This is a genomic window from Thioalkalivibrio sp. ALE11 (assembly GCF_000381205.1).
In the GTDB taxonomy this organism is placed as follows: domain Bacteria; phylum Pseudomonadota; class Gammaproteobacteria; order Ectothiorhodospirales; family Ectothiorhodospiraceae; genus Thioalkalivibrio.
In genome coordinates this window covers 340,974-363,600 of the sequence record NZ_KB906164.1, presented here as the reverse complement: position 1 = coordinate 363,600, position 22,627 = coordinate 340,974, and the positions used below count along the sequence as shown (strand labels likewise).

Genomic DNA, 22,627 nt, shown 5'->3' with positions numbered 1-22,627 from the left:
GGAGACACGAAAATGACGGTTGCGATCGATCAGCCCGTACCTGCCGATATCCGCCTGCCGGCCACCGGCGACCAGGAGCTGGCGCTGGAGGATTTCCGCGGGCGCATGGTGGTCCTGTATTTCTACCCCAAGGACAACACGCCGGGGTGTACCAACGAGAGCCGTGACTTTGCCGAGCGTCTGGCCGATTACGAGGCAGCGGGGGCGGTGATCCTCGGGTGCTCGCGCGACAGCGTGAAGAGCCACGAGAATTTCCGCAGCAAGCAGGAGCTGCCGTTCGACCTGCTCAGCGATGCGGACGAGCGCCTGTGCGAGGCCTTCGACGTCATTGGCATGAAGAACATGTACGGCAAGCAGGTGCGCGGCATCGAGCGCTCCACGTTCCTGATCGACGCGGACGGCGTGCTGCGCCGGGAATGGCGCAAGGTGAAAGTCCCCGGCCACGTGGACGAGGTGCTCGCCGCGGTGCGTGAACTCTCGGGCTGACATCGAGCGCGTTTCTGCCCCTGCCCCTGCGCCCCGGAGGCCCGATGATCGAAGACCGCGAACCCGGCCGTCATCTGTTCGTGCTGGACACCAACGTCCTGATGCACGACCCCACCGCGCTGTTCCGTTTCAAGGAACACGACATCTTCCTGCCGATGGTGGTGCTGGAAGAGCTGGACCGGGGCAAGAAGGGGGTCTCCGAGGTGGCGCGCAACGTGCGTCAGGTGAGCCGGTTCATCGACGAGCTGATGACCGGGGCTACCCACGAGGCGATTGTCGCCGGGCTGTCGCTGACGGCGACGTCGCTGGAGGACTCGGATCTCGGCGGCCATGGCCGGCTGTTTTTCCAGACCCGCAGCCTGAATTCGCACTTGCCCGAGTCGCTGCCGGGCTCTTCGGCCGACAACGATATCCTCAGCACCGCACGGGCGCTGGAAGAGGAGCTCCCGGATGTCCGGGTGACCCTGGTGTCCAAGGACATCAACCTGCGCATCAAGGCTGCGGTGATCGGCCTGCATGCGGAGGATTATCACAACGACCAGGTGCTGGATGACGTTTCGCTGCTGTACTCGGGGATGCAGGAGCTGCCCGGGGACTTCTGGGACACCCACGGCGCGGCGATGGATTCCTGGCAGGAGGCCGGCCGGACCTATTACCGGGTGAAGGGGCCGCTGGTTGCGGAATGGCATCCCAACCAGTTCGTCTATCGCGAGGGCGAGCAGCCCCTGAGTGCCATCGTGCTGGAGGTGGATCGGCCGGCCGAGACCGCCGTGATCGAGCTGGTGGACGACTACATGAATCCCCGGCACACCGTCTGGGGCATCAATGCCCGCAACCGCGAGCAGAACCTGGCGCTCAATCTGCTGATGGATCCGGAGGTCGATTTCGTCTCGCTGGTGGGAGCGGCGGGGACGGGCAAGACCCTGCTGACCCTCGCGGCCGGCCTGGCGCAGACGCTCGAGGACGGGACCTACAAGGAAATCATCATGACCCGGGTGACGGTGCCGGTGGGCGAGGACATTGGCTTCCTGCCGGGTACCGAAGAGGAGAAGATGACTCCGTGGATGGGGGCCCTGATGGACAACCTCGAGGTCCTCGGCGGCAACACCGAAGGGGCCGGGGAATGGGGCCGGGCGGCCAGCGGGGACATCCTGACCAGCCGTATCAAGATTCGCTCGCTCAACTTCATGCGCGGGCGTACCTTCCTCAGCCGCTACATCATCCTGGACGAGGCGCAGAACCTCACCAGCAAGCAGATGAAGACGCTGATCACCCGTGCCGGGCCGGGGACCAAGATCGTCGCGCTGGGCAACATCGCGCAGATCGACACCCCGTATCTCACCGAGACCACCTCGGGGCTGACCTACGTGGTGGACCGCTTCCGTGAATGGACGCACAGCGGGCACATCACGCTCACCCGCGGCGAGCGTTCGCGGCTGGCGGATTACGCTTCCAACCACCTGTAGGTGGCGCAGGTCGCGCTGCAACAACCGCGAAGGAAAATCCGGCCCCGTCATTGCGAGGAGCCGCAGGCAACGCGGCAACCTTCCGAAGCTGGCGCCGAGTCAGATACGGGCTCAGATGGTCCCGGACGGAGATCGCCACGTCGCTTCGCTCCTCGCGATGACGATGCAGGCGATAACCCGTCGCGATGACGATGCGGGCGATAACCCGTCGCGATGACGATGCGCGCGACAACCTGAGCCCGGCCCCCTGCGGCCCTCCGCAATGACGGTGCTTGAGGCGGGGCGCGGGTGGAGCGGGTGGGGGTCTAGCCGTCCTCGCTGTAGCGCACGCAGGCGCGGTCGGTCTCCCACAGGGTCAGGGCGCTGACGCGCAGCCCGGGGCGGTTCAGGCGTTCCGCCATCTCGCGGAAGAACCAGCGGGCGATGTTCTCCGCGGTGGGATTGACCGTGTCGAACGGCGGCACGTCGTTGAGGTAACGATGGTCCAGCTGCCCGGCGATCTCGCGTGCGGCATTCTTGACCACCTTGAAATCCACCGCCATCCCGGTGTCGTCCAGGGTTTCGGCCTCCACCTCGGCTTCCACCTTCCAGTTGTGGCCGTGCATGTTCGCGCACTGCCCCGGATAATCGCGCAGGGTGTGCGCGGAGGCGAAGTCGGTCAGGACGCGCAGGGTATAGCGGGCACTCATGTTCGGATTCCGGAAGCGGTCGGCCGGCGGGCCGGGAGATGGCTGTCAGCCTGCAAAGCCTAGCCGGCCGCCCGGTGCGGCGCAATTCTCCTGCCCGGCCGCGTGGCGAATCGCTGCCAGCACGCCGGCGGTATCGAGACCGCATTCGGCGAGGATGGTCTCGCGCGGGCCGTGTTCGGTGAAGCGGTCGGGGATGCCGAGGGTCTGGCAGGGGATGTCCAGCCCCTCGGCCGAAAGCCACTCCAGGACCGCGCTGCCGGCGCCGCCGGCGCGGGCATGATCCTCCAGCGTCACCAGGCGGTCGTGTTCCGCCGCCAGGCGGGCCAGGCAGGCGGTATCCAGCGGCTTGACGAAGCGCATGTTGACGACCGTCGCATCCAGGGCTTCGCCGGCCTCCAGCGCCGTATCCAGCAGGGCGCCGAAGGACAGGATGGCGATGCGTTCCCCCGCACCGTCCGGGCCCGCCTCGCGACGGATCTCGGCCTCGCCCACCGGCAGCGGATCCAGACGGTCGCCCGGCTCCGTGCCCGGGCCGCTGCCGCGCGGATAGCGCACCGCGGCCGGGCCGTTCCAGGCAAAGCCGGTCGCCAGCATGCGGCGGCATTCGGCCTCGTCGGCCGGGGCCATCAGCAGCAGGTTGGGTACGCTGCGCAACAGGGCGATGTCGAAGGTACCGGCATGGGTGGGGCCGTCGGCGCCGACGATGCCGGCCCGGTCGATGGCGAACAGCACCGGCAGATCCTGCAGGGCGACATCATGGATGACCTGGTCCATGGCCCGCTGCAGGAAGGTCGAGTAGATCGCGACCACCGGGTGCTGACCCTCGCAGGCCATGCCGGCCGCGAGGGTCACTGCGTGCTGCTCGGCGATGCCGACGTCGAAGTAGCGCTGCGGGTACTGTTCGGAGAAGGCGACCAGGCCCGAGCCCTCGCGCATCGCCGGGGTGATGCCCAGCAGGCGCTCGTCGGCCGCCGCCTGGTCGCACAGCCACTGGCTGAAGACGTCGGTGTAGGTCGGTGCCTTCGGACCGGAGGGGGCGAGACCGTTCTCCGGTTCGAACTTGGACACGCCGTGATAGCGGCAGGGGTCCTCTTCGGCCGGGGCATAGCCCTGGCCCTTGCGGGTGACCACGTGCAGCAGCTGCGGTCCGTGCCCGCCGCGCAGGTTCTTGAGGATGCCGGCCAGACCGCTGACATCGTGACCGTCGACCGGCCCGAAATAGCGAAAGCCCAGTTCCTCGAACAGCGTACCGGGCACCAGCATGCCCTTCATGTGCTCCTCGGCGCGCTGGGCGAACGCCTTCATCGGCGGCACGAACTCCAGCATGCGCTTGGAGCCCTCGCGCATCGAGCTGTACAGGCGCCCCGACAGCAGCCGGGTGAAGTACTGGTTCATCGCGCCCACGTTGGGCGAGATGGACATGTCGTTGTCGTTGAGGATGACCAGCAGGTTGCAGTCCAGCTCGCCGATGTGGTTGAGCGCCTCGAAGGCCATCCCGGCGGTCATCGCGCCGTCGCCGATCACCGCCACGTGGCGCCGGTCGAGGCCTGCGTGGCGGGCGGCCAGGGCCATGCCCGCGGCGGCGCTGATGGAGGTGCTGGAATGCCCGGCGCCGAAGGCGTCGTATTCGCTCTCCGCGCGCTTGGGGAAGCCCGCCAGTCCGCCGTGCTGGCGCAGGGTCGCCATGGCCTCGCGCCGTCCGGTCAGGATCTTGTGCGCATAGGCCTGGTGCCCCACGTCCCAGACGATCCGGTCGTCCGGGGTATCAAAGGCGTAGTGCAGGGCGATCGCCAGTTCCACCGTCCCGAGGTTGGCGGCCAGATGTCCGCCGGTGCGCGAGACACTGTCGATCAGAAAGGTGCGCAGCTCCCGGGCAATCTCCGGCAGTTCGGCGCCCGGTCGGGCGCGCAGATCGGATGGCCACTCGATGGCATCGAGGAGGGGGGTGGCTTGCATCGCGGAGGGCACCGGCTCAGTGGATGCGGTCGACAATGTAACGCGCGAGATGGCGAAGCAAATCGGCCTCCGCATCCAGGGGTTGCAGCGCCTCGAGTGCCTGGTCGACCAGCGCCACCGCGCGTTCGCGCGAGGCTTCCAGGCCCATCAGCGCGGGGAAGGTCGACTTGTCCAGGCGCGCATCCGCTCCGCAGGCCTTGCCCAGGGTCTCCGGGTCGCCCTCGACGTCCAGGATGTCGTCGCGGATCTGGAAGGCCAGGCCGATACATTCGGCGTAGTCGGTCAGGCGCGTCAGCAGGGCGTCGTCGGCGCCGCCGGCCAGCCCGCCCAGGCGAACCGAGGCGCGGATCAGGGCGCCGGTTTTCAGCCGGTGCATGCCCTCCAGACCCGGCAGGTCCAGGCGCCCGCCGCAGGCTCCCAGATCGATGGCCTGGCCCCCGGCCATGCCCTGCAGGCCGGCGGCGCGGGCCAGTTCCTGCAGCATGACCGGGGCGCGCCCGGCCGGCAGTGCCGCCGTCCCGCTCGACAGCGTGACAAAGGCCTGCGCCTGCAGGGCGTCGCCGGCGAGGATCGCGGTGGCTTCATCGTAGGCCCGATGACAGGTCGGGCGTCCGCGCCGCAGATCGTCGTCATCCATCGCCGGAAGGTCGTCGTGGATGAGCGAGTAGACGTGGATCATCTCCACCGCCGCGGCTGCGGCATCCAGCGCGTCCTGCGGGGCCCCCAGGGCCTCGCCGGTGGCATATACCAGCAGCGGGCGCAGGCGCTTGCCGCCGGAGAGGGTGGCATAGCGCATTGCCTCGATCAGCCGGGCGTCGGGCGCGCCGGCCGGATCGAGGGCTCGGTCCAGGACCCCCTCGATGCGTTCCTGATACGCGGGGATGGCCTGTTCGGGCGAGGTGGTGGCTGTCACGTCGGGCGTCCGCGGGTCCGGATCAGAAGGGCACCGGGTCATCGTCATCCGTCGCGGGCGGGGTCCCGCTGGCGGCTTCCGGGTTGCCGGAGGTTTCGGTGGTCAGGGCTTCCATGCGCCGCTGGGCCTCGTCGAGGGCCCGCTGGCAGCGATCGACCAGCTGCATGCCCTGCTGGAACTCCTCCAGCGACTGTTCCAGACCCAGCTCGCCCGACTCCATGCGGGCCACCAGGCTCTCCAGGGCCTCCAGGCTGGCTTCGAAGTCGGCCGGGGTTCCGGGTGCGGGATCGGGAGTCTCGTCGGACATGGCGATTGTCGGCTGCAAAAACGGCCAAAGTACCGGATCCGCGCGTGCGTGAAAAGCACGAGGGGGCAGGTTGACAGGGCCGGGGGCAGGGCATACATTTGCCGTACGGTTTAGACAGAGTCTAAATCACTGTCTGCACTCGATGCGACACTCGCTCGTTGTGTCTGTGTAGAACCCATACGAAGAAGGAGAGACATCATGGATCTGAAAGGCAGCAAGACCGAAGAAGCCCTGAAGGAAGCGTTTGCCGGCGAATCGATGGCGAACCGTCGCTATCTGTACTTCGCTTCGAAGGCGGACGTGGAAGGCTACAATGACGTGGCTACCGTGTTCCGCTCCACCGCGGAAGGTGAAACCGGCCACGCCCATGGGCATCTCGAGTACCTCGAGGACTGTGGTGACCCGGCCACCGGCCTGGAATTCGGTGGCACCGAAGCCAACCTGAAGACCGCGGTCGCCGGCGAGACCCACGAGTACACCGACATGTACCCGGGCATGGCCAAGACCGCGCGCGACGAAGGCTTCGACGAAGTCGCCGACTGGTTCGAAACCCTGGCCAAGGCGGAGCGTTCCCACGCCAACCGCTTCCAGAAGGCGCTGGACCAGCTGGACGACTGATCGTCGCGGCTCGTGTCCCGCAGCGGGGCCGGCTCAGCCGGCCCCGTCTTGTCTGCAAGAACAGAACAATCAGAACATCCGGAGGGATGAATGTCTGCGCCGACCCATCAACGTGAAGGCAGTCTCGAAGCCCCGACCCGCCATCCACTGGACTGGAAGAACCCCGAGTTCTACAACGAGGAATCGTTGTTCAACGAACTCGAGCGCGTCTTCGATATCTGCCACGGCTGCCGGCGCTGCGTCAGTCTGTGTCATTCATTCCCCACGCTGTTCGATCTGGTCGACGAATCCGAGACCATGGAAGTCGACGGGGTCGACAAGAAAGATTTCTGGCAGGTGGTGGATCACTGCTACCTGTGCGACCTGTGCTACCTGACCAAGTGCCCCTACGTCCCGCCGCACGAGTGGAACGTGGATTTCCCGCACCTGATGCTGCGGGCCAAGGCATTCCGGTTCCAGAACGAGGGTGCGAAGACCTCGCACAAACTGCTCTCCAGTACCGACACGGTGGGCAAGCTGGCGGGCATTCCGGTGGTGGCCGGCGCGGTCAACGCGGCCAACAAGAACGGAACCGTGCGCAAGCTGCTGGACAAGACCGTCGGCGTGCACCCGGACGCCCCGGTGCCCGAGTATCACTCGAACAAGGGCCGTTCGCGCGTGTCGAAGGTGTCCGGCGGGGTGAGCAACCCGGAACCGGCCGGTGCCACTCAGGGCCGGGTCGCGCTGTATGCCACCTGCTACGGCAACTACAACGAGCCGCACCTGGTCGAGGACCTGGTCAAGGTCTTCGAGCACAACGGCATCGAGGTCACGCTGGTCGAGAAGGAGCAGTGCTGCGGCATGCCCAAGCTCGAGCTGGGCGATCTGGAGTCCGTGGAGGCCTCCAAGGACGCGAACATCCCCGCGATGAAGAAGATGATCGACCAGGGCTACGACATCGTCGCCCCGGTGCCGTCCTGCGTGCTGATGTACAAGCAGGAACTGCCGCTGATGTTCCCCGACGAACAGGACGTGGCCACCGTGCGCGACCGCATCTTCGACCCGTTCGAGTACCTGATGGAGCGCCACAAGGACGGCAAGCTGAACACCGACTTCCCGGAAAAGCTGGGCAAGATCGCGTATCACGCCGCCTGCCATCTGCGCGTGCAGAACATGGGCCTGAAGACCCGCGATCTGCTCAAGCTGGTGCCGGACACCGAGATCGAGACCGTCGAGCGCTGTTCCGGGCATGACGGTACCTATGGCGTGAAAAGCGAGTTCTACGAGACGGCCAGCAAGATCTGCCGTCCGGTCGTGAACCGCGTGACCAAGGCCGAGGCCGACCACTTCTCCAGTGACTGCCCGATGGCCGGCCACATGATCGAGAACGGCATGAAGGACGACGACAAGCAGCCCGAGCACCCGCTGACGCTGCTGCGTCAGGCCTACGGGCTGTAACACCCATCAGGAGGGAAGCGAATGGCCAGTGACAGCTACCACGAACCGGTCGAGGAGCTCAGCGACGAATCGCGCGAGATGCATCGCGCCATCGTTTCGCTGATGGAAGAGCTCGAGGCGGTCGACTGGTACCAGCAGCGCATGGACGCCTGCAAGGATCCCGAACTGAAGGCGATCCTCGCGCACAACCGCGACGAGGAGATCGAACATGCGGCGATGGTGCTGGAGTGGATCCGGCGCCGGAACCCGGTGTTCGATCGCGAACTCAAAGACAATCTCTGGTCCGACAAGGACTACACCGACAAAAGCCAGCATCACGACCACTGATGCCCCCCCGCGCGGGTGATGTGGCTCCCGGTGCTCGAGGAGGTGAGAACATGGTAACGGAGGAAAACGTGGACAAGCTCAGCCGTGACGACCTGTATTCCCTGGAACAGTATTCCGAGGTACGGCCCAAATTCCGCCGCGACGTGATGGAGCACAAGCGCCACCGCGTGCTGCAGATCGGTCCTGCGGTCACCCTGCACTTCGAGGATCGCATGACCATGCAGTACCAGATCCAGGAGATGCTGCGGGTCGAGAAGATCTTCGACCGCGAAGGCATCGAGGACGAGCTGGGTGCCTACAACCCGCTGATCCCGGACGGCTCCAACTGGAAGGCGACCATGATGGTCGAATTCCCCGACGCGGACGAGCGCAAGGTGCAGCTGTCGAAGCTGATCGGCATCGAGCGCGTGACCTGGGTGCAGGTGGAAGGCCACGACAAGGTCTACCCCATCGCCAACGAAGACCTCGACCGCGAGACCGAGGACAAGACCTCGTCGGTGCACTTCCTGCGCTTCGAGCTGACGCCCGCAATGGTGTCGGCGGCCAAATCCGGCGCGGCCATCGCCGCCGGCGTGGACCACGAGAACTACAACCACCGCGTGGATGCCGTGCCCGAGGGCATGCGCGAATCCCTGGCGGCGGATCTCGACGCCGTCAATTGACGGTGAGGCCAGGCCGGCCGATTAAGAAAGGGCGCCCCGGCGGGCGCCCTTTCTTATGGATTCGGAGTGGTCGTTGCCGGCTCTGCGCGGCCCGTTATGCCGACTTCCGGCTTACAGCGCGTCGAGCACCTCCCCCAGGCGCGAGACGGCGACTACTTCCATGCCCTTGATCGGCTTGCGCGGGGCGTTGGCGGCGGGGGCGATGGCTCGGGTGTAGCCGTGCTTGGCGGCCTCGCGCAGGCGTTCCTCGCCGTTGGGGACCGGACGGATCTCGCCGGCCAGGCCCACCTCGCCGAAGGCCAGCAGTTCCTGCGGCAGGGGGCGGTCCCGCAGGCTGGACAGGGCGGCGGCCAGCATCGGCAGGTCGGCGGCGGTCTCGGTCACGCGTACGCCGCCGACCACGTTGATGAACACGTCCTGGTCGAACAGGGCCACGCCGCCATGGCGGTGCAGCACCGCCAGCAGCATGGTCAGGCGGTTCTGCTCCAGGCCCACGGTGATGCGCCGTGGCTGCGAGGCGTGGCTCTCGGCGACCAGGGCCTGGACCTCCACCAGCAGCGGGCGCGTACCTTCGCGGGTGACCATCACTACGCTGCCGGGCACCGGGTTCTGGTGGCGTGACAGGAAGATCGCCGAGGGGTTGGAGACCGGTTTGAGGCCGGTCTCCAGCATCGCGAACACGCCCAGTTCGTTGACCGCGCCGAAGCGGTTCTTGACCGCCCGCAGCATGCGGTAGCGCCCGTCCGGGTCGCCCTCGAAGTACAGCACTGTGTCGACCATGTGTTCGAGGATGCGCGGGCCGGCCAGCTGCCCGTCCTTGGTCACGTGGCCGACCAGGATCACGGTAATGCCATGCTGCTTGGCGAGCCGGACCAGGGCCGCGGCGGCATCGCGCACCTGGCTGACCGAGCCCGGCGCGGACTGCGATGCGGCGGTGAACAGCGTCTGGATCGAGTCGATCACCAGCACCCCGGGGCGTTCGCTCTCGCAGGTGGCGATGATGTTTTCCACCTGCGTCTCGGTGAGCAGGCGCAGGCCGTCCACCTCCAGCCCCAGGCGCTGCCCGCGCATGCTCACCTGCTGGGCGGATTCTTCGCCGGTCACGTACAGGGTCTGCTCCGGTGGCAGGGCGGCCAGGGTCTGCAGGAGCAGGGTGGACTTGCCGATGCCGGGATCGCCGCCGATCAGGATCACCGAGCCGGTCACCAGGCCGCCGCCCAGGGCCCGGTCGAGTTCGGAGATGCCGGTGGAGGTGCGCGGCAGCTCGCCGGTCTCGACCTCGCCCAGCCGGGTGATGCGTGCGCTCTCGCCGGCATAGCCGCCGCCGCGCGGCCCGGCGGAGGCGACCGGCGCGGCCTCCTCGAGGGTGTTCCAGGCGCCGCATTCCCCGCACTGGCCGGCCCATTTGGGCGAGGTCGCGCCGCAGGCGCGGCAGATGTACTGGGTCTTGCTGCGGGCCATGTCAGTCTTCCGGGGTGGTCGGGCTGTGGTGTTCCGGCGGGATGCGCACGGTGCGGATGGTGTTGTTCTTGATCTGCACGATGTCCATTACCACGCCGTTGATGCGCACGCTGACCGGGGCTTCGGGGATGCTCTCGAGGTGCTCCACGATCAGGCCGCTGAGGGTGCGCGGGCCGTCCAGCGGCAGGTCCAGCGCCAGGGCGCGGTTGATCTCGCGCAGGTGGATGCCGCCGTCGACCATCGCCGCGCCGTCGTCCTGGAACAGCACGTCGTCGCTCATGGTCGGCGAGTCGGTGGTGAACTCGCCGACGATGTCCTCCAGCAGATCCTCCAGGGTGATCAGTCCCTGGATGTCACCGTACTCATCCACCACCAGGCCGATTCGGCGGCGCTGCTGCTGGAAGTTGATCAGCTGGCGGTTCAGCGGCGTCCCTTCGGGAATGAAACAGGGTGCCGTCACCACCTGGCGCAGCGCCTCGGGGCCGAATTCGTCACGCTCGATCAGCGGCAGGACGTCGCGCAGGTGAAGAAAGCCCAGCACCCGGTCCAGCTCGCCCTCCACCACCGGCAGCCGTGTGAAACTGCCGTGCAGCAGCTGATCCAGGACCTCGTTCCACGGCTCGGTCAGGTCCAGCACCACGATCTCGTTACGCGGGATCATGATGTCCTCGACCGTGGCCCGCTCCAGATCCAGCAGGTTGAGCAGCATGCGGCGGTGGTTCGGAGGGATCAGCGAGCCCGCCTCGGAGACCACGCTGCGCAGCTCGTCCGCATTGAGGGCCGAGCGCTGGCGGGCATCCACCGGCACCCCGAACAGCCGCAGGAAATTGTTGGCCAGCAGGTTGATGAGCCATACCACCGGCCACAGCACCCGCATCAGGATGCGGTAGATTCGTGCCGCGGGGTAGGCGACCCGCTCGCTGTGCAGGGCCGCCAGGGTCTTGGGGGCGGTCTCGGCGAAGATCAGCAGGGTCAGGGTCAGCACGCCGGTGGCGATGGCCACCCCGGTGTCGCCGAACAGCCGCCAGCCGATGATGGTTGCGATCTGGGCGATCAGGATGTTGACGAAGTTGTTGCCCAGCAGGATCAGCCCGATCAGGCGGTCGGGCTGATCCAGCAGGCGCGCGGCGATGGCCGCCCCGCGATGCCCGGTCTGGGCGCGATGGCGCATGCGGTAGCGGTTCAGCGCCATCAGCGCCGTCTCCGACCCGGAGAAGAAGGCCGACAGCAGGAACAGCACGAGCAGCGCGCCGAACAGGACGGACAGCGGGATCTCTTGCAACGGGGGGACCTGCGGTCAGGTGTGGGCGGGCTCCATTTCAGGCAAGCCCCGCGAGGCTGTCAAGCGCCGGTGCAGGGGCTCACACTCGCCCGAGGATGACCTCCAGCACCAGCTTGGTGCCGAAGTAGGCCAGCACCAGCGCGACGAAGCCGCCGGTGGTCCAGGCCAGCGCGCGCGATCCGCGCCAGCCCAGGCGCCAGCGCCCCAGCAGGAGCACGGAGAAGATGACCCAGGCCAGGATCGACAGCACCGACTTGTGCACCAGGTCCTGAGCGAACAGGTCGTCGACGAAGATGAAGCCCGAGATCAGGCTGAGCCCGAGGAACAGCCAGCCGATGAAAATCATGCGGAACAGCCACAGTTCCATGGAGAACAGCGGCGGAAGGTAGCGCACGATCCCGCGCGTGTGGTGGTCGTGCAGGGCGCGGTGCTGGGCGGTCATCACCGCGGCCTGGGCGGTGGACAGGGCGAGGAAGGCCCAGCCCAGCGCGGAGAACAGCACGTGTACCGCGATCCCGGCCGAGGTCGCGTAGCGGGCGTCGCCGTCGCACAGCAGCGCGGTCAGCGCGGCCAGCAGGGTCAGTGGCAGGACCACCATCCCGAGACTGGCCAGCGGGTGACGCAGGGCGGTGACCCACAGCAGGGCCGCCACCAGCCACATCGACGCCGACAGCGCATTGCCCAGGCACAGGTTCCAGCCGGTGCCGGTCGCGATCGCCGGGACCAGGGCAACCAGATGTGCGATCAGCGCCAGCAGCCACACTGCCAGCGGTCCGCGTGGCTGCCCGGCGGCCAGCGGTCGGTCGCGTATCCCCAGGGCCAGGTAGCCCAGCGCGATCAGGTACAGAAAAACGGCGATGGTTCCGGCGATCGTGGTCATGCGCGGATTATCCCTTGTCACGCCCGCGAATGCACTTCGTCATCGCGCGCTGCAGGAGACCCCCGTCACGGGTATAATGCTCGATTCGATGCGGGCCGCGCCCCGCCGATTTCATCCGCAGGAGACACGTCCCATGTTCGACGGCCTTTCCAGTCGCCTCCAGGACACGATGAAGCGTCTGAAGGGTCAGGCGCGCCTGACCGAGGACAACATCCAGGAGGCCCTGCGCGAAGTGCGCATGGCCCTGCTCGAGGCCGACGTCGCGCTGCCGGTGGTGCGCGAGTTCGTGAAGGACGTCAAGGAAAAGGCGCTGGGCAAGGAGGTCATCGGCAGCCTGACGCCGGGGCAGGCCCTGATCAAGGTCGTGCACGACGAGCTGGTCGCGACCATGGGTGGCGAGAACGCCTCCCTCAATCTGGCCGCGCAGCCGCCGGCGGTGGTGCTGGTGGCCGGCCTGCAGGGCGCGGGCAAGACCACCAGTATCGGCAAGCTGGCGAAGCTCCTGCGCGAGCGCGACAAGAAACGCGTGGCGGTGGTCAGCTGCGACGTCTACCGCCCCGCCGCGATCCAGCAGCTGGAGACCCTGGCCGGCCAGGTCGAGGTGACCTTCTACCCCAGCGATACTTCGCAGAAGCCCGACGACATCGCCACCGACGCGGTGCAGCGGGCCCGCCGCGAAGGGATCGACGTGCTGCTGGTGGACACCGCCGGGCGCCTGCACGTCGACGAGGACATGATGGCCGAGGTGCAGACCCTGCACTCGGCGGTCGAACCGGTGGAGACCCTGTTCGTGGTCGACTCCATGACCGGGCAGGACGCAGCCAACACCGCGCGCGCGTTTGGTGACGCCCTGCCGCTGACCGGTGTGGTGCTGACCAAGGCCGACGGCGATGCCCGCGGGGGCGCCGCGCTGTCGGTGCGCCAGATCACCGGGGTGCCGATCAAGTTCATCGGCACCGGCGAACGCCCCGACGGGCTCGAGCCCTTCCATCCGGAACGTATCGCGTCCCGTATCCTCGGCAAGGGCGACGTGGTCTCCCTGGTGGAAGAAGCCTCGCGGCAGGTCGACGAGGAAAAGGCCGAGAAGCTCACGCGCAAGCTGAAGAAGGGGCGCGGCTTCGACCTCAACGACCTGCGCGAACAGCTGGCCCAGATGGAGAAGATGGGCGGCATGGGCAGCATGCTGGAAAAGCTGCCCGGCGGCGGCAAGATGCAGGAGGCGATCAAGAATCAGGCCGGCGACAAGGAGATCCGGCGCATGCAGGCCGTGATCTCCTCGATGACCGACGAGGAACGCCGCCACCCGGACATCATCAAGGGGTCGCGCAAGCGCCGCATCGCCGCGGGCTCCGGCTGCCAGATCCAGGACGTCAACCGCCTGCTCAAGCAGCACACCCAGATGAGCAAGGCGATGAAGAAATTTTCCAAGGGCGGCGCATCGAAAATGATGCGGGCCCTTGGAGGACAAATGGGCGGCATGGGCGGCCCTGGGGGCCCCGGAGGGGGCCTGCCGAAACGCTGACGATGGGGCTTCGGCCTTGTCTTGGCGCTGCAATTCGTTATAATCGCGCGTTTTCTCGCGAAACCGAACTTCACGGGGTTCAAGACTTCATGCTTACAATTCGTCTGTCACGCCGCGGCGCCAAGAAGCGCCCCTTCTACTCGATCGTGGTGACCGACTCCCGCGCCCGCCGCGACAGCGGCTACATCGAGCGCGTCGGTTTTCACAATCCGGTTGCCCGCGGTCAGGAAATCCCGCTGAAGATCGACCTCGAGCGGGTCGATTACTGGCTGAGCCACGGTGCCGGCATGTCCGAGCGCGTGGAGCACCTGGTCAAGGGGTACCGCAAGCAGCAGGCTGCGGCGGCCTGACCTCCGGGAGACGCAGGTGAGCGAGGCGGGTGAGCGCATCCGCGTCGGACGCGTCTCCGGGGTCTACGGCGTCAGGGGCTGGGTCCGGATCTTTTCCGAGACCGAGCCGCGTGACGCCATCACCGGTTTCCCCCGCCTGTGGATGAAGCAGGCCGAGGGATGGCGGCTGGTGGAGATTGAAAGCGGCCGCGCGCACGGCCCCGGCGTGGTCATCAAGTTCGCCGGGGTGGCCGATCGCGATGCCGCCTACGGACTGATGGGGGCCGAGCTGGCGATCGAACGCGAGTGGCTGCCCCCGGCGGAAGAAGGCGAGTACTACTGGGCCGACCTGCAGGGCCTGTCCGTTGAACATGTCGACGGCACGCCGCTGGGGACGGTCACCGGTTTCATGGAGACCGGCGCCAATGACGTGATGGTCGTGAGCGGTGAACGCGAGCGGCTGATCCCCTGGGTGCAGGGTCCGTACATCCTCGAGGTCGATCTCGAGGGCGGACGGATCCGGGTGGACTGGGATCCGGAATACTGACGCGGCGATGCGCTTCGACGTCATCACCCTGTTCCCGGAGCTGGTCGCATCCGTGACGCAATGGGGCATCCCGCGCCGGGCCGTGGAGGCCGGGCAGATGGACCTGCGGACCTGGAATCCCAGGGACTGGGCCAGCGGGGTGCACCAGGCGGTGGACGACCGGCCCTATGGCGGCGGCCCCGGCATGGTCATGCAGGTGCCGCCGCTGAAGGGGGCGCTGGACGCCGCCCGGGCCGATGGCCGCGAGGCGCTGCACGTGGTCGCGCTGACCCCGCAGGGACGGCCGCTGGATCAGCAGCGGGTCCGGGCCCTCGCGGCAAGACCGCGGGTGGCGCTGGTCTGCGGCCGCTACGAAGGGATCGACGAACGCTTTATCGAAGCCGAAGTCGATGAAGAAATCTCGCTGGGAGACTACGTGCTCTCCGGCGGGGAACTGGGCGCCATGGCGATCATCGATGCCTGCGCCCGCCTCCGGCCCGGGGTGCTGGGGCATGCGGATTCCGCCGAGCAGGATTCCTTCAGCGAGGGCCTGCTGGACTGTCCGCACTACACCCGGCCGGAGGAACTGAACGGACACCGCGTCCCCGGCGTCCTCCTTGGAGGCGACCACGGCGCGATCCGCCGCTGGCGCCGCCGTGAGGCGCTGGGGCGTACATGGAGCCGCAGGCCGGATCTGCTGGCCCGGCTCGAACTGGGGGGCACGGATCAGGCCCTGCTGGACGAATACCGCGAGCGTCACCCGCGAGGTGGCGTCCGCTCCGAGAGCGATGATTGAGGTCGAGCAATGAATAACGTCATTCAGCAACTGGAAGCCGAGCAGATGAAATCCGATGTCCCGGATTTCGGCCCGGGCGATACCGTGGTGGTGCAGGTCAAGGTGCGCGAAGGAGAGCGCGAGCGCCTGCAGGCCTTCGAGGGCGTAGTGATCGGCAAGCGCAACCGCGGCCTGAACTCCGCGTTCACCCTGCGCAAGACCTCCTACGGCAACGGAGTGGAGCGCACCTTCCAGACCCACAGCCCGCAGATCGCCGAGATTCAGGTCAAGCGTCGCGGCAAGGTCCGTCGGGCCAAGCTGTACTACCTGCGCGATCGTACCGGCAAGGCCGCGCGCATCAAGGAAGACGTGCGCGCCCGGGCCAAGGGTCGCGGCTGACCCTCCGGGCCGCGGTTGGTCCCGCGGACCCCCGCGCGAGCGCATGCAAGGCCGGCGCTGCATCCTCCCGGGTGCATCGCTGGCCTTTGTGTATGCCTGCGACCCTGAAAACTCCCTTCTCCTGCTCGGCTGGGAAGGCCATGAGACGCGGGTTCCCGTCCCGCTGCGCCTGCCCTTCGCTCCCGAGGTCTACGCCCGGGACCCGCGTGCCTGGGTTCCGCCCGATTGCCTGCCGCCCGGCAGCCCGCATCAGCAACGGGTCTGGCACGCGCTGACCCGCATCCCCGTCGGCGAAACCCGCACCTACGGCCAGATCGCCCGCGCCATCGGCTCCTCGCCGCAGGCCGTGGGCCAGGCCTGTCGTGCCAATCCCTGGCCCCTGTTCATCCCCTGTCATCGTGTCCTGCCGGCCGGCGCCGCCCCCGATCGCGGATCCGCGGGGGGATACGCCGGCCAGGTTGCGGGCCCCCTGGCCGCCGCCAAACAGGCCCTCCTGCGCCACGAAGCCAACCGGCAAACCGAAATCAACGGGAACTTTTTGCAAAAAGGGGAATAGATCCGTTCCCCGGGGCGTCTGCCTATCGGTGCCGGACTGCAAGAACCCTTGAAAAACAGACTTTTAGGAAACGCTAATATAGCGTTTGTTTGTTGACACGGTGTTCACGCATTCCGCACTCTGCAGCGTAGGTTCGGGCGACGGAGACCCGGGCCCATCGAATAAAACCGTGTGATGGAGGTTTCCATGTTCAAGAAAGCATTGCTCGCCTTGCCCGTAGCAATGGCGGTCGGGGGCGCTGCCCAGGCCGGCGAATGGCAGGACCCGACCGATGTCCTGCAGAAGCTGCTCGACGCCAACCCCGATTCGGCGTATCTGCATCAGAGTGAGCAGAACATCATGATGATGCCGGACAACCCCGCCCTGTGGGTGGCGGAAGACGGCGAGCAGCTGTTCTACGAGGAGCGCGGGCCGAACAACGCATCGCTGGAATCCTGCGACTTCGGCAAGGGCGAGGGCGTGCTGGAAGGCGCCTACGTGGAGCTGCCGCGCTACTTCGAGGACGTCGGCAAGGTCATGGATTTCGAGCAGCGCCTGGTGCACTGCATGAAGGAAATCCAGGGCTTCGACGCCGATGACGCGGCCGTCGCGCAGCGCCACGGCAGCGGTTCGGACATCATGCAGCTGACCACCTATATCGCCATGCAGTCTTCCGGCATGGAGTGGCAGCCGCAGAACGATCATCCCGAGGAACAGGCGATGATCGCGGCCGGCGAGAAGCTGTTCTTCCGTCGCGGCGGAGCTCAGGACTTCAACTGCGCCTCCTGTCACGGTCAGTCCGGCAAGCGCATTCGTGCGTCGGTCCTGCCCAAGATGCGCGATTCCCAGGAATGGACCAAGGCGGTCTCCTGGCCGGCCCAGCGTGCCGGGCACGACAACGTCCGCAGTCAGAACCACCGCATCCGTGGTTGCGTGTGGCAGATGCGCCACGCCGGCATCCGGCCGGACTCGATGGCCAACACCGCGCTCATCGCTTTCTGGAATGACGCGGCCCGTGGCGAGCCGGCGATCCTGCCCGACCTGAAGCGGTAACCCCGGACGCAATAGGAGACAGCAAGCATGTTCAAGAAAAATACTGTTGCGGCCGGTGTGGCCGCCTTTGCAACCGTCGCGCTGGCAACGGGCTGCGCCGTGGCCGAGGGCAACAAGTCGGACGACGTCGACATCACTGCGATGAGCGCGGACGAGCTGGCCGAATACATGATCTTCGAGTCGGACAGCTTCCGCTATGACCAGGTCCCGCAGGAAGGCGGTACCATGGAAAAGCGCATGACCCAGGACGAGATCCAGGCGGCCTGCTCGATCGAGGGTGACCCGGACGGCGAGACCGCCGGCCGTGTGGTGGCTCTGGCCCGCGAGCAGTACGAGGCCCCGGAAGGCGACATCGAGCTGGGCGACTGGGAACGCGGTGAAGAGCTGGCGTTCTCCGGCTACGGCTACCGGATCGGTCACCGTACCGATGACCATTCCACCCGCGAACCCGGCGGCAACTGCGTCAACTGCCACGTGTTCGATCCGGAAGGTCCCACGCAGGGCACCATCGGGCCGAGCCTGGTGAACTATGGCGCAACCCGCGGCGACAGCCAGGCCATCCGGGAATACGTCCATCAGGTCATCCACAACCCGCACCAGTACTTCCCGTGTGCGGAAATGCCCCGGTTCCAGGGCCTGCTGAGCGAGGAGCAGATCAGCCACATCATGGCCTATCTGCTGGATCCGGAGTCCCCGGTCAACAACTGACCCGGGGCAGCCGCAAGGCTGCATGACGATCCGTTCGGCGGATCGTGACCCGGGCCGCCGCGTTCCTCGCGGCGGCCCCCTCCCGGGGCATTCGCCACGGGACCAGACATTATTCACCATCGCACCCGCGAGCCGGGGTCAACCAGGCGCCATCGCGCACCCTGCCGGTGCCGTCGGCGTGGCCGCGGTCGCGAGTTCGGCGGCGAAACGGAATCGGGGAGACATCAGGGATGCCAGGCCACAGGGTACGTTGGGGGTTGCCGCTTGCCGTGTCGGCGGCGTTGTTCACCACGGGGTGTCAGTTCTTCGGCGACGCCGACGAGGGCGAGATCGACATCGCCTCGATGGAGACGGACGAACTGGTCGAATACATCGTGTTCGAATCGGACAGTTATCGACTGAACCAGCCCGTTCAGGAAGGCGGCTCGGCCCGCGGGCGCATGGAGCAGGATGACCTGCAGCGTGCATGTTCCGTGGTCGGAGGGGAGCTTCCGGACGATCAGGTGCAGGAGGTGATCACCCTCGCTCGGGAGAGCTACGAGGCACCCCCCGGGGGGCCACGTCTGGGTGACTGGGAGCGGGGCGCGGAGCTCGCCCGTTCCGGCTACGGGTTCCGCGTGGGGCATCGCAACGATGACCACTCGACGCGCACTCCCGGCGGTAACTGCTACGCCTGTCACCAGATGGACCCGAACGAGCCGGTTTATGGCACGATCGGGCCGAGCCTGGCCGGGTACGGGGACGGCCGGGGTACCGACGAGGCGTCCCTGCGGTATGCGCATGAGGTGATCTCGAATCCGCACCAGTATTTCCCCTGTACGGAGATGCCCCGGTTCGGTTCCAACGAACTGCTGAGCGAGCGGGAGATCAGCCACATCATGGCCTATCTGCTGGACCCGGAGTCCCCGGTAAACCAGTAAACTGCCCCCGCAGCGGGCGCCGCGCTCCGTGACCCGGAGCCGGCCGCAAGGAAGTCCAGCCACCGTGGTCCGCCGCGGTGGTTTTTTTATGGCCGGGGCGAAAGGGAGCGAGCCATGCTCAGCTATCAGCACGACTACCACGCCGGCAATTTCGCCGATATCCACAAGCATCTGGTGCTGCGCGCGGTGCTGGCGGCATTGCAGCGGCGGAACAAGCCGTTCGTGGCGCTGGATCTGCATGCCGGGGCCGGGGTTTATGACCTGGGCGGCGAGCGGGCGCGCAAGACCGGCGAGGCGGCGCTCGGCATCGAGCGCCTGCGCGCCTGTGCTTGCGAAACCGCGCTGCCGGAGGCGGTGACCGGGTTTCTGGAGACCGTGCAGCAGGTGGCCGGGACCGACGGGTATCCGGGATCACCGGCGTTGATCCGCGCGTCCCTGCGCGAGAATGACCGGCTGGTGGCCTGCGAGATGCACCCCGAGGCCCACGAACGCCTGCAGCGCGCGTTCGCCGGGGATGCGCGCTGCCATGTGCACCGGCGCGATGCGCGCGAGGCCGCCCGCGGGCTGTTCCCGCCGCAGCCGCGGCGCGGGTTCGCCTTGCTGGACCCTTCGTATGAACGCCCGGCGGAATACCGCGAGGTGGCGGAGATCGCGGAGACCATCCTGGAGCGCTGGAACACCGGGATGGTGGTGATCTGGTATCCGGTGCTGGCGGGGCGTCCCGATCACCCCCTGATGGAACGGCTGTGCACCCGGAGCATCCCCTGGGTGCGCAGCGAACTGCGCCTGCGTGATGATCCCGGCGCGGAGCGCGGGGCGCATCCCGGGCTCGCAGGCTCCGGCATGCTGGTGCTCCGGCCGCCGTGGCAGCTGGAAGAAGAACTGGCCGCAACGCTGCCTGCGGTGCTCGGCTGCCTCGATCCGGAGGGCGAGGGGGCGCTTTATCGTGCCGAGGGGCTTGAAGAAGGTCGCGGCGACCCCAGACTCCGGCGTGTCACCAATGTCTGAACCCATCCGAACCCATCACGGAGTCGTAATCCCATGACCGAAACCCGGACCGAGCAAGCCGCCGCCGGCGCGGAAACCCGCCAGTTCGAGACCGAGGTCAGCCAGCTGCTGCAGCTGATGATCCACTCGCTGTATTCCAACCGCGAGATCTTCCTGCGCGAGCTGATTTCCAACGGCGCGGATGCCTGCGACAAGCTGCGCTTCGAGGCGACCGCGAACCCCGATGCGATCCCGCAGCCGGCCGAGCTGCACATCGACGTGGACGTGGACAAGGACGCCCGCACCGTGACCGTGCGCGACAACGGCATCGGCATGTCGCGCGACGAGGTGATCCAGCAGATCGGGACCATCGCCCATTCGGGTACCCGGGCCTTCCTCGAGAAGCTGACCGGCGACCAGCAGAAGGATGCCCAGCTGATCGGGCAGTTCGGGGTCGGGTTCTATTCCTCGTTCATCGTGGCCGACCACGTGCGCGTGGAGACCCGGCGCGCCGGTACCGGGGTCGAGGCCGGCACGCGCTGGGAGTCGAAGGGCGATGGCGAATACACCCTCGCCGAATGCGAGCGCGCGGAACCGGGCACCGAGATCACCCTGACCCTGAAGGAAGACGCCGACGAGTTCCTCGAGCCGATGCGCCTGCGCCACGTGATCGGGCGCTACTCGGACCACGTGGCCTTCCCGATCCGCATGCGCAAGCAGGACGACGAAGGCAATCCCACGGACGAGTGGGAGACCGTCAACCGTGCCAGTGCACTGTGGACGCGGCCGAAGAGCGAGATCTCCGACGAGGAATACCGCGAGTTCTACAAGCACATCGCGCACGATTTCGAGGACCCGGTGGCCTGGACCCACAACCACGTGGAAGGCCGCCAGGAGTACACCACGCTGTTCTACATCCCCGGCCGGGCGCCGTTCGACCTGTGGGATCGCGACGCACGCCACGGGGTGAAGCTGTACGTGAAGCGCGTGTTCATCATGGACGACGCGGAGAAGCTGCTGCCGAACTACCTGCGCTTCGTGCGCGGGGTGGTGGACTCGGCCGACCTGCCGCTGAACGTCTCGCGCGAGATCCTGCAGGACAACCGCCTGGTGGATTCCATCCGGTCCGGCTCGGTGAAGAAGATCCTCGGCCTGCTGGAGAACATCGCGAAGAACGAGCCGGAGAAATACGCCGGGATCTGGGACAACTTCGGCCGCGTGCTCAAGGAAGGCCCCGGCGAGGACTTCGCCAACCAGCAGCAGATCGCGGGTCTGCTGCGCTTTGCCAGCACGCACAACGACGATGACACGCAGAACGTCTCCTTCGCGGACTACAAGGCCCGCATGAAGGAGGGGCAGGACGCGATCTACGTGATCAGCGCCGACAACGCCGCCGCCGCGCGCAACAGCCCGCATCTGGAGGTGTTCCGCAAGCACGGCATCGAGGTGCTGCTGCTGTCCGACCGGGTGGACGAGTGGCTGCTGTCCAACCTGCGCGAGTTCGACGGTACGCCGATCAAGAACGTCGCCAAGGGCGATCTCGATCTGGACAACATCATCGGCGAGCAGGATTCCGATGATACGGACGACGCCGAGAACCGGAAGGACGACGAACTGGGCGACCTGCCCGAGCGCATCCAGAGCGCGCTGGGTGACCGGGTCGACTCCGTGCGCCCGTCGAAGCGGCTGGTGGACTCGCCGGCCTGCATCGTACTCGGCGAGCACGAGATGGCGCTGTATCTGCAGGAGCTGCTGAAGCAGGCCGGACAGGAGACCTTCTCCTCGAAGCCGGTACTGGAGGTCAATGCGCAGCACCCGCTGGTGGAGCGGCTGAAGACGGCGGAAGGCGACGACTTCAACGACCTCGCCTCGCTGCTGTTCGAACAGTCCCTGCTGGCCGAGGGCGGGCAGCTGGAGGATCCGTCCGGGTTCGTGCAGCGCCTGAACCGGTTCCTGCTGCAGGCGGCCTGAGCGGCCGCCCGTCGCGGACTCTGTACGCAACGCATGCGCCGGGCTCCTGCCCGGCGTTTTTGTTTGCGGCAGGTCCCGGCGGCCTGCGTGTCCTGCCAGTACCGGGAGGCGGCCGGCACCGTGACACCGTGGCCGTCATCGCGACCCGCCAGGTTCTCCCTCCCCCGTCATCGCAAGTCGCCAAGCCTCTCCTGCCCCGTCATCGCGAGTCGCCAAGCCTCTCCTGCCCCGTCATCGCGAGTCGCGAAGCGACGTGGCGATCTCCGGCCGAAGCCAACCGGATCCTGTGTGCAGCCAGCTTCGGCCGATTGCCACGTCGCCTTCGGCTCCTCGCAATGACGAGGACCAGTGGCTCCTCGCAATGACGAGGACCAGCGGCTCCATGCAACGACGAGGACCAGCGGCTCCATGCACGGAC

The 22,627-nt window shown here is 67.1% G+C and carries 24 protein-coding genes; 17 read left to right on the top strand and 7 right to left on the bottom strand.

Annotated features, from left to right (window positions below):
* Positions 1 to 12: 12 nt before the first annotated feature.
* Together F620_RS0101745 and F620_RS0101740 are read left to right on the top strand one after the other, a co-directional pair.
* The gene (locus F620_RS0101745; protein ID WP_019021384.1) at positions 13 to 486 is read left to right on the top strand and encodes a peroxiredoxin; all 474 of its coding nucleotides are present in this window, start codon (positions 13 to 15) and stop codon (positions 484 to 486) included.
* Between the two features lie 44 nt (positions 487 to 530).
* Entirely contained in the window at positions 531 to 1,952 is a 1,422-nt protein-coding gene (locus tag F620_RS0101740; RefSeq protein ID WP_018946586.1) for a PhoH family protein, read from the top strand.
* Between the two features lie 305 nt (positions 1,953 to 2,257).
* Here F620_RS0101740 and queD read toward each other — a convergent pair whose 3' ends face one another.
* From queD to xseB, 4 genes are read right to left on the bottom strand one after another with little or no spacing between them, the layout of a single operon-like run.
* The gene (gene queD / locus F620_RS0101735; RefSeq protein ID WP_018870619.1) at positions 2,258 to 2,641 is read right to left on the bottom strand and encodes a 6-carboxytetrahydropterin synthase QueD; all 384 of its coding nucleotides are present in this window, start codon (positions 2,639 to 2,641) and stop codon (positions 2,258 to 2,260) included.
* 45 nt (positions 2,642 to 2,686) lie between these two features.
* On the bottom strand, positions 2,687 to 4,597 hold the full coding sequence (gene dxs / locus F620_RS0101730) for a 1-deoxy-D-xylulose-5-phosphate synthase (RefSeq protein WP_019569247.1): 1,911 nt from the start codon (positions 4,595 to 4,597) through the stop codon (positions 2,687 to 2,689).
* A gap of 16 nt (positions 4,598 to 4,613) precedes the next feature.
* A complete protein-coding gene (gene ispA, locus F620_RS0101725; protein ID WP_051081222.1) occupies positions 4,614 to 5,552 on the bottom strand; it encodes a (2E,6E)-farnesyl diphosphate synthase in 939 nt (312 codons plus the stop codon).
* Positions 5,533 to 5,817, bottom strand: coding sequence for an exodeoxyribonuclease VII small subunit (xseB, locus tag F620_RS0101720; RefSeq protein WP_019569246.1), 285 nt, complete (start codon positions 5,815 to 5,817; stop codon positions 5,533 to 5,535). Before xseB ends, ispA begins: the two co-directional genes overlap by 20 nt.
* Positions 5,818 to 6,015: 198 nt before the next feature.
* On the opposite strand from xseB, the gene F620_RS0101715 reads away from it, so the two are divergent.
* The 4 genes from F620_RS0101715 to F620_RS0101700 all read left to right on the top strand — a co-directional run bounded on the left by F620_RS0101715 (position 6,016) and on the right by F620_RS0101700 (position 8,861).
* A complete protein-coding gene (locus F620_RS0101715; protein ID WP_018870615.1) occupies positions 6,016 to 6,435 on the top strand; it encodes a rubrerythrin family protein in 420 nt (139 codons plus the stop codon).
* A gap of 90 nt (positions 6,436 to 6,525) precedes the next feature.
* The gene (locus F620_RS0101710) at positions 6,526 to 7,872 is read left to right on the top strand and encodes a heterodisulfide reductase-related iron-sulfur binding cluster (RefSeq protein ID WP_019021379.1); all 1,347 of its coding nucleotides are present in this window, start codon (positions 6,526 to 6,528) and stop codon (positions 7,870 to 7,872) included.
* Positions 7,873 to 7,893: 21 nt separating this feature from the next.
* Positions 7,894 to 8,199, top strand: a complete 306-nt coding sequence (locus F620_RS0101705) for an encapsulin-associated ferritin-like protein (RefSeq protein WP_019021378.1) — start codon at positions 7,894 to 7,896, stop codon at positions 8,197 to 8,199.
* A gap of 50 nt (positions 8,200 to 8,249) precedes the next feature.
* The gene (locus tag F620_RS0101700) at positions 8,250 to 8,861 is read left to right on the top strand and encodes a DUF3501 family protein (protein WP_019569245.1); all 612 of its coding nucleotides are present in this window, start codon (positions 8,250 to 8,252) and stop codon (positions 8,859 to 8,861) included.
* Positions 8,862 to 8,972: 111 nt separating this feature from the next.
* Here the strand turns inward: F620_RS0101700 and radA are convergent, their stop codons facing one another.
* From radA to F620_RS0101685, 3 genes are all read right to left on the bottom strand, one after another.
* Positions 8,973 to 10,322 carry a DNA repair protein RadA gene (radA, locus tag F620_RS0101695; protein ID WP_019569244.1) on the bottom strand — a complete coding sequence of 450 codons (1,350 nt, stop codon included), beginning with the start codon at positions 10,320 to 10,322 and terminating at the stop codon, positions 8,973 to 8,975.
* Position 10,323: 1 nt separating this feature from the next.
* Positions 10,324 to 11,604: an HlyC/CorC family transporter gene (locus F620_RS0101690; RefSeq protein WP_019569243.1), complete on the bottom strand. Its 1,281-nt coding sequence runs from the start codon at positions 11,602 to 11,604 to the stop codon at positions 10,324 to 10,326.
* A gap of 79 nt (positions 11,605 to 11,683) precedes the next feature.
* Positions 11,684 to 12,484, bottom strand: coding sequence for an inner membrane protein YpjD (locus F620_RS0101685; protein WP_019569242.1), 801 nt, complete (start codon positions 12,482 to 12,484; stop codon positions 11,684 to 11,686).
* A gap of 133 nt (positions 12,485 to 12,617) precedes the next feature.
* Between F620_RS0101685 and ffh the strand changes: the two genes are divergently transcribed.
* From ffh to htpG, 11 genes are all read left to right on the top strand, one after another.
* Complete coding sequence (gene ffh / locus F620_RS0101680; RefSeq protein ID WP_019021373.1) at positions 12,618 to 14,006, top strand: signal recognition particle protein; 1,389 nt, start codon at positions 12,618 to 12,620, stop codon at positions 14,004 to 14,006.
* Positions 14,007 to 14,095: 89 nt separating this feature from the next.
* On the top strand, positions 14,096 to 14,356 hold the full coding sequence (rpsP, locus tag F620_RS0101675; RefSeq protein ID WP_018870607.1) for a 30S ribosomal protein S16: 261 nt from the start codon (positions 14,096 to 14,098) through the stop codon (positions 14,354 to 14,356).
* A gap of 16 nt (positions 14,357 to 14,372) precedes the next feature.
* Positions 14,373 to 14,882 (top strand): ribosome maturation factor RimM, encoded by a 510-nt coding sequence (gene rimM / locus F620_RS0101670; protein WP_018870606.1) that lies wholly within the window; start codon positions 14,373 to 14,375, stop codon positions 14,880 to 14,882.
* Positions 14,883 to 14,889: 7 nt separating this feature from the next.
* Positions 14,890 to 15,657, top strand: coding sequence for a tRNA (guanosine(37)-N1)-methyltransferase TrmD (gene trmD / locus F620_RS0101665; protein ID WP_018870605.1), 768 nt, complete (start codon positions 14,890 to 14,892; stop codon positions 15,655 to 15,657).
* Between the two features lie 9 nt (positions 15,658 to 15,666).
* Positions 15,667 to 16,035 carry a 50S ribosomal protein L19 gene (rplS, locus tag F620_RS0101660; RefSeq protein ID WP_018870604.1) on the top strand — a complete coding sequence of 123 codons (369 nt, stop codon included), beginning with the start codon at positions 15,667 to 15,669 and terminating at the stop codon, positions 16,033 to 16,035.
* Positions 16,036 to 16,078: 43 nt separating this feature from the next.
* On the top strand, positions 16,079 to 16,591 hold the full coding sequence (locus tag F620_RS0101655) for a methylated-DNA--[protein]-cysteine S-methyltransferase (RefSeq protein ID WP_018870603.1): 513 nt from the start codon (positions 16,079 to 16,081) through the stop codon (positions 16,589 to 16,591).
* 222 nt (positions 16,592 to 16,813) lie between these two features.
* Positions 16,814 to 17,623 carry a sulfur oxidation c-type cytochrome SoxA gene (gene soxA, locus F620_RS0101650; protein WP_019569241.1) on the top strand — a complete coding sequence of 270 codons (810 nt, stop codon included), beginning with the start codon at positions 16,814 to 16,816 and terminating at the stop codon, positions 17,621 to 17,623.
* Positions 17,624 to 17,650: 27 nt separating this feature from the next.
* On the top strand, positions 17,651 to 18,331 hold the full coding sequence (gene soxX / locus F620_RS0101645; protein ID WP_019569240.1) for a sulfur oxidation c-type cytochrome SoxX: 681 nt from the start codon (positions 17,651 to 17,653) through the stop codon (positions 18,329 to 18,331).
* A 230-nt stretch (positions 18,332 to 18,561) separates the two neighbouring features.
* On the top strand, positions 18,562 to 19,251 hold the full coding sequence (soxX, locus tag F620_RS0101640; RefSeq protein WP_051081221.1) for a sulfur oxidation c-type cytochrome SoxX: 690 nt from the start codon (positions 18,562 to 18,564) through the stop codon (positions 19,249 to 19,251).
* A 114-nt stretch (positions 19,252 to 19,365) separates the two neighbouring features.
* Positions 19,366 to 20,259: a 23S rRNA (adenine(2030)-N(6))-methyltransferase RlmJ gene (locus F620_RS0101635; protein WP_019569238.1), complete on the top strand. Its 894-nt coding sequence runs from the start codon at positions 19,366 to 19,368 to the stop codon at positions 20,257 to 20,259.
* A 33-nt stretch (positions 20,260 to 20,292) separates the two neighbouring features.
* Positions 20,293 to 22,209, top strand: coding sequence for a molecular chaperone HtpG (gene htpG, locus F620_RS0101630; RefSeq protein WP_019569237.1), 1,917 nt, complete (start codon positions 20,293 to 20,295; stop codon positions 22,207 to 22,209).
* Positions 22,210 to 22,627: the final 418 nt, after the last annotated feature.

Coding starts and splice junctions, on each gene's coding strand:
- rpsP (WP_018870607.1), top strand. CDS start 14,096: ATGCTTACAATTCGTCTGTCACGCCGCGGCGCCAAGAAGCGCCCCTTC.
- F620_RS0101655 (WP_018870603.1), top strand. CDS start 16,079: ATGCAAGGCCGGCGCTGCATCCTCCCGGGTGCATCGCTGGCCTTTGTG.
- dxs (WP_019569247.1), bottom strand. CDS start 4,597: ATGCAAGCCACCCCCCTCCTCGATGCCATCGAGTGGCCATCCGATCTG.
- F620_RS0101745 (WP_019021384.1), top strand. CDS start 13: ATGACGGTTGCGATCGATCAGCCCGTACCTGCCGATATCCGCCTGCCG.
- F620_RS0101685 (WP_019569242.1), bottom strand. CDS start 12,484: ATGACCACGATCGCCGGAACCATCGCCGTTTTTCTGTACCTGATCGCG.
- trmD (WP_018870605.1), top strand. CDS start 14,890: ATGCGCTTCGACGTCATCACCCTGTTCCCGGAGCTGGTCGCATCCGTG.
- ispA (WP_051081222.1), bottom strand. CDS start 5,552: ATGACCCGGTGCCCTTCTGATCCGGACCCGCGGACGCCCGACGTGACA.
- radA (WP_019569244.1), bottom strand. CDS start 10,322: ATGGCCCGCAGCAAGACCCAGTACATCTGCCGCGCCTGCGGCGCGACC.
- htpG (WP_019569237.1), top strand. CDS start 20,293: ATGACCGAAACCCGGACCGAGCAAGCCGCCGCCGGCGCGGAAACCCGC.
- rplS (WP_018870604.1), top strand. CDS start 15,667: ATGAATAACGTCATTCAGCAACTGGAAGCCGAGCAGATGAAATCCGAT.
- xseB (WP_019569246.1), bottom strand. CDS start 5,817: ATGTCCGACGAGACTCCCGATCCCGCACCCGGAACCCCGGCCGACTTC.
- queD (WP_018870619.1), bottom strand. CDS start 2,641: ATGAGTGCCCGCTATACCCTGCGCGTCCTGACCGACTTCGCCTCCGCG.
- soxA (WP_019569241.1), top strand. CDS start 16,814: ATGGCGGTCGGGGGCGCTGCCCAGGCCGGCGAATGGCAGGACCCGACC.
- F620_RS0101715 (WP_018870615.1), top strand. CDS start 6,016: ATGGATCTGAAAGGCAGCAAGACCGAAGAAGCCCTGAAGGAAGCGTTT.
- soxX (WP_051081221.1), top strand. CDS start 18,562: ATGCCAGGCCACAGGGTACGTTGGGGGTTGCCGCTTGCCGTGTCGGCG.
- F620_RS0101705 (WP_019021378.1), top strand. CDS start 7,894: ATGGCCAGTGACAGCTACCACGAACCGGTCGAGGAGCTCAGCGACGAA.
- F620_RS0101635 (WP_019569238.1), top strand. CDS start 19,366: ATGCTCAGCTATCAGCACGACTACCACGCCGGCAATTTCGCCGATATC.
- soxX (WP_019569240.1), top strand. CDS start 17,651: ATGTTCAAGAAAAATACTGTTGCGGCCGGTGTGGCCGCCTTTGCAACC.
- F620_RS0101740 (WP_018946586.1), top strand. CDS start 531: ATGATCGAAGACCGCGAACCCGGCCGTCATCTGTTCGTGCTGGACACC.
- ffh (WP_019021373.1), top strand. CDS start 12,618: ATGTTCGACGGCCTTTCCAGTCGCCTCCAGGACACGATGAAGCGTCTG.
- F620_RS0101710 (WP_019021379.1), top strand. CDS start 6,526: ATGTCTGCGCCGACCCATCAACGTGAAGGCAGTCTCGAAGCCCCGACC.
- F620_RS0101700 (WP_019569245.1), top strand. CDS start 8,250: ATGGTAACGGAGGAAAACGTGGACAAGCTCAGCCGTGACGACCTGTAT.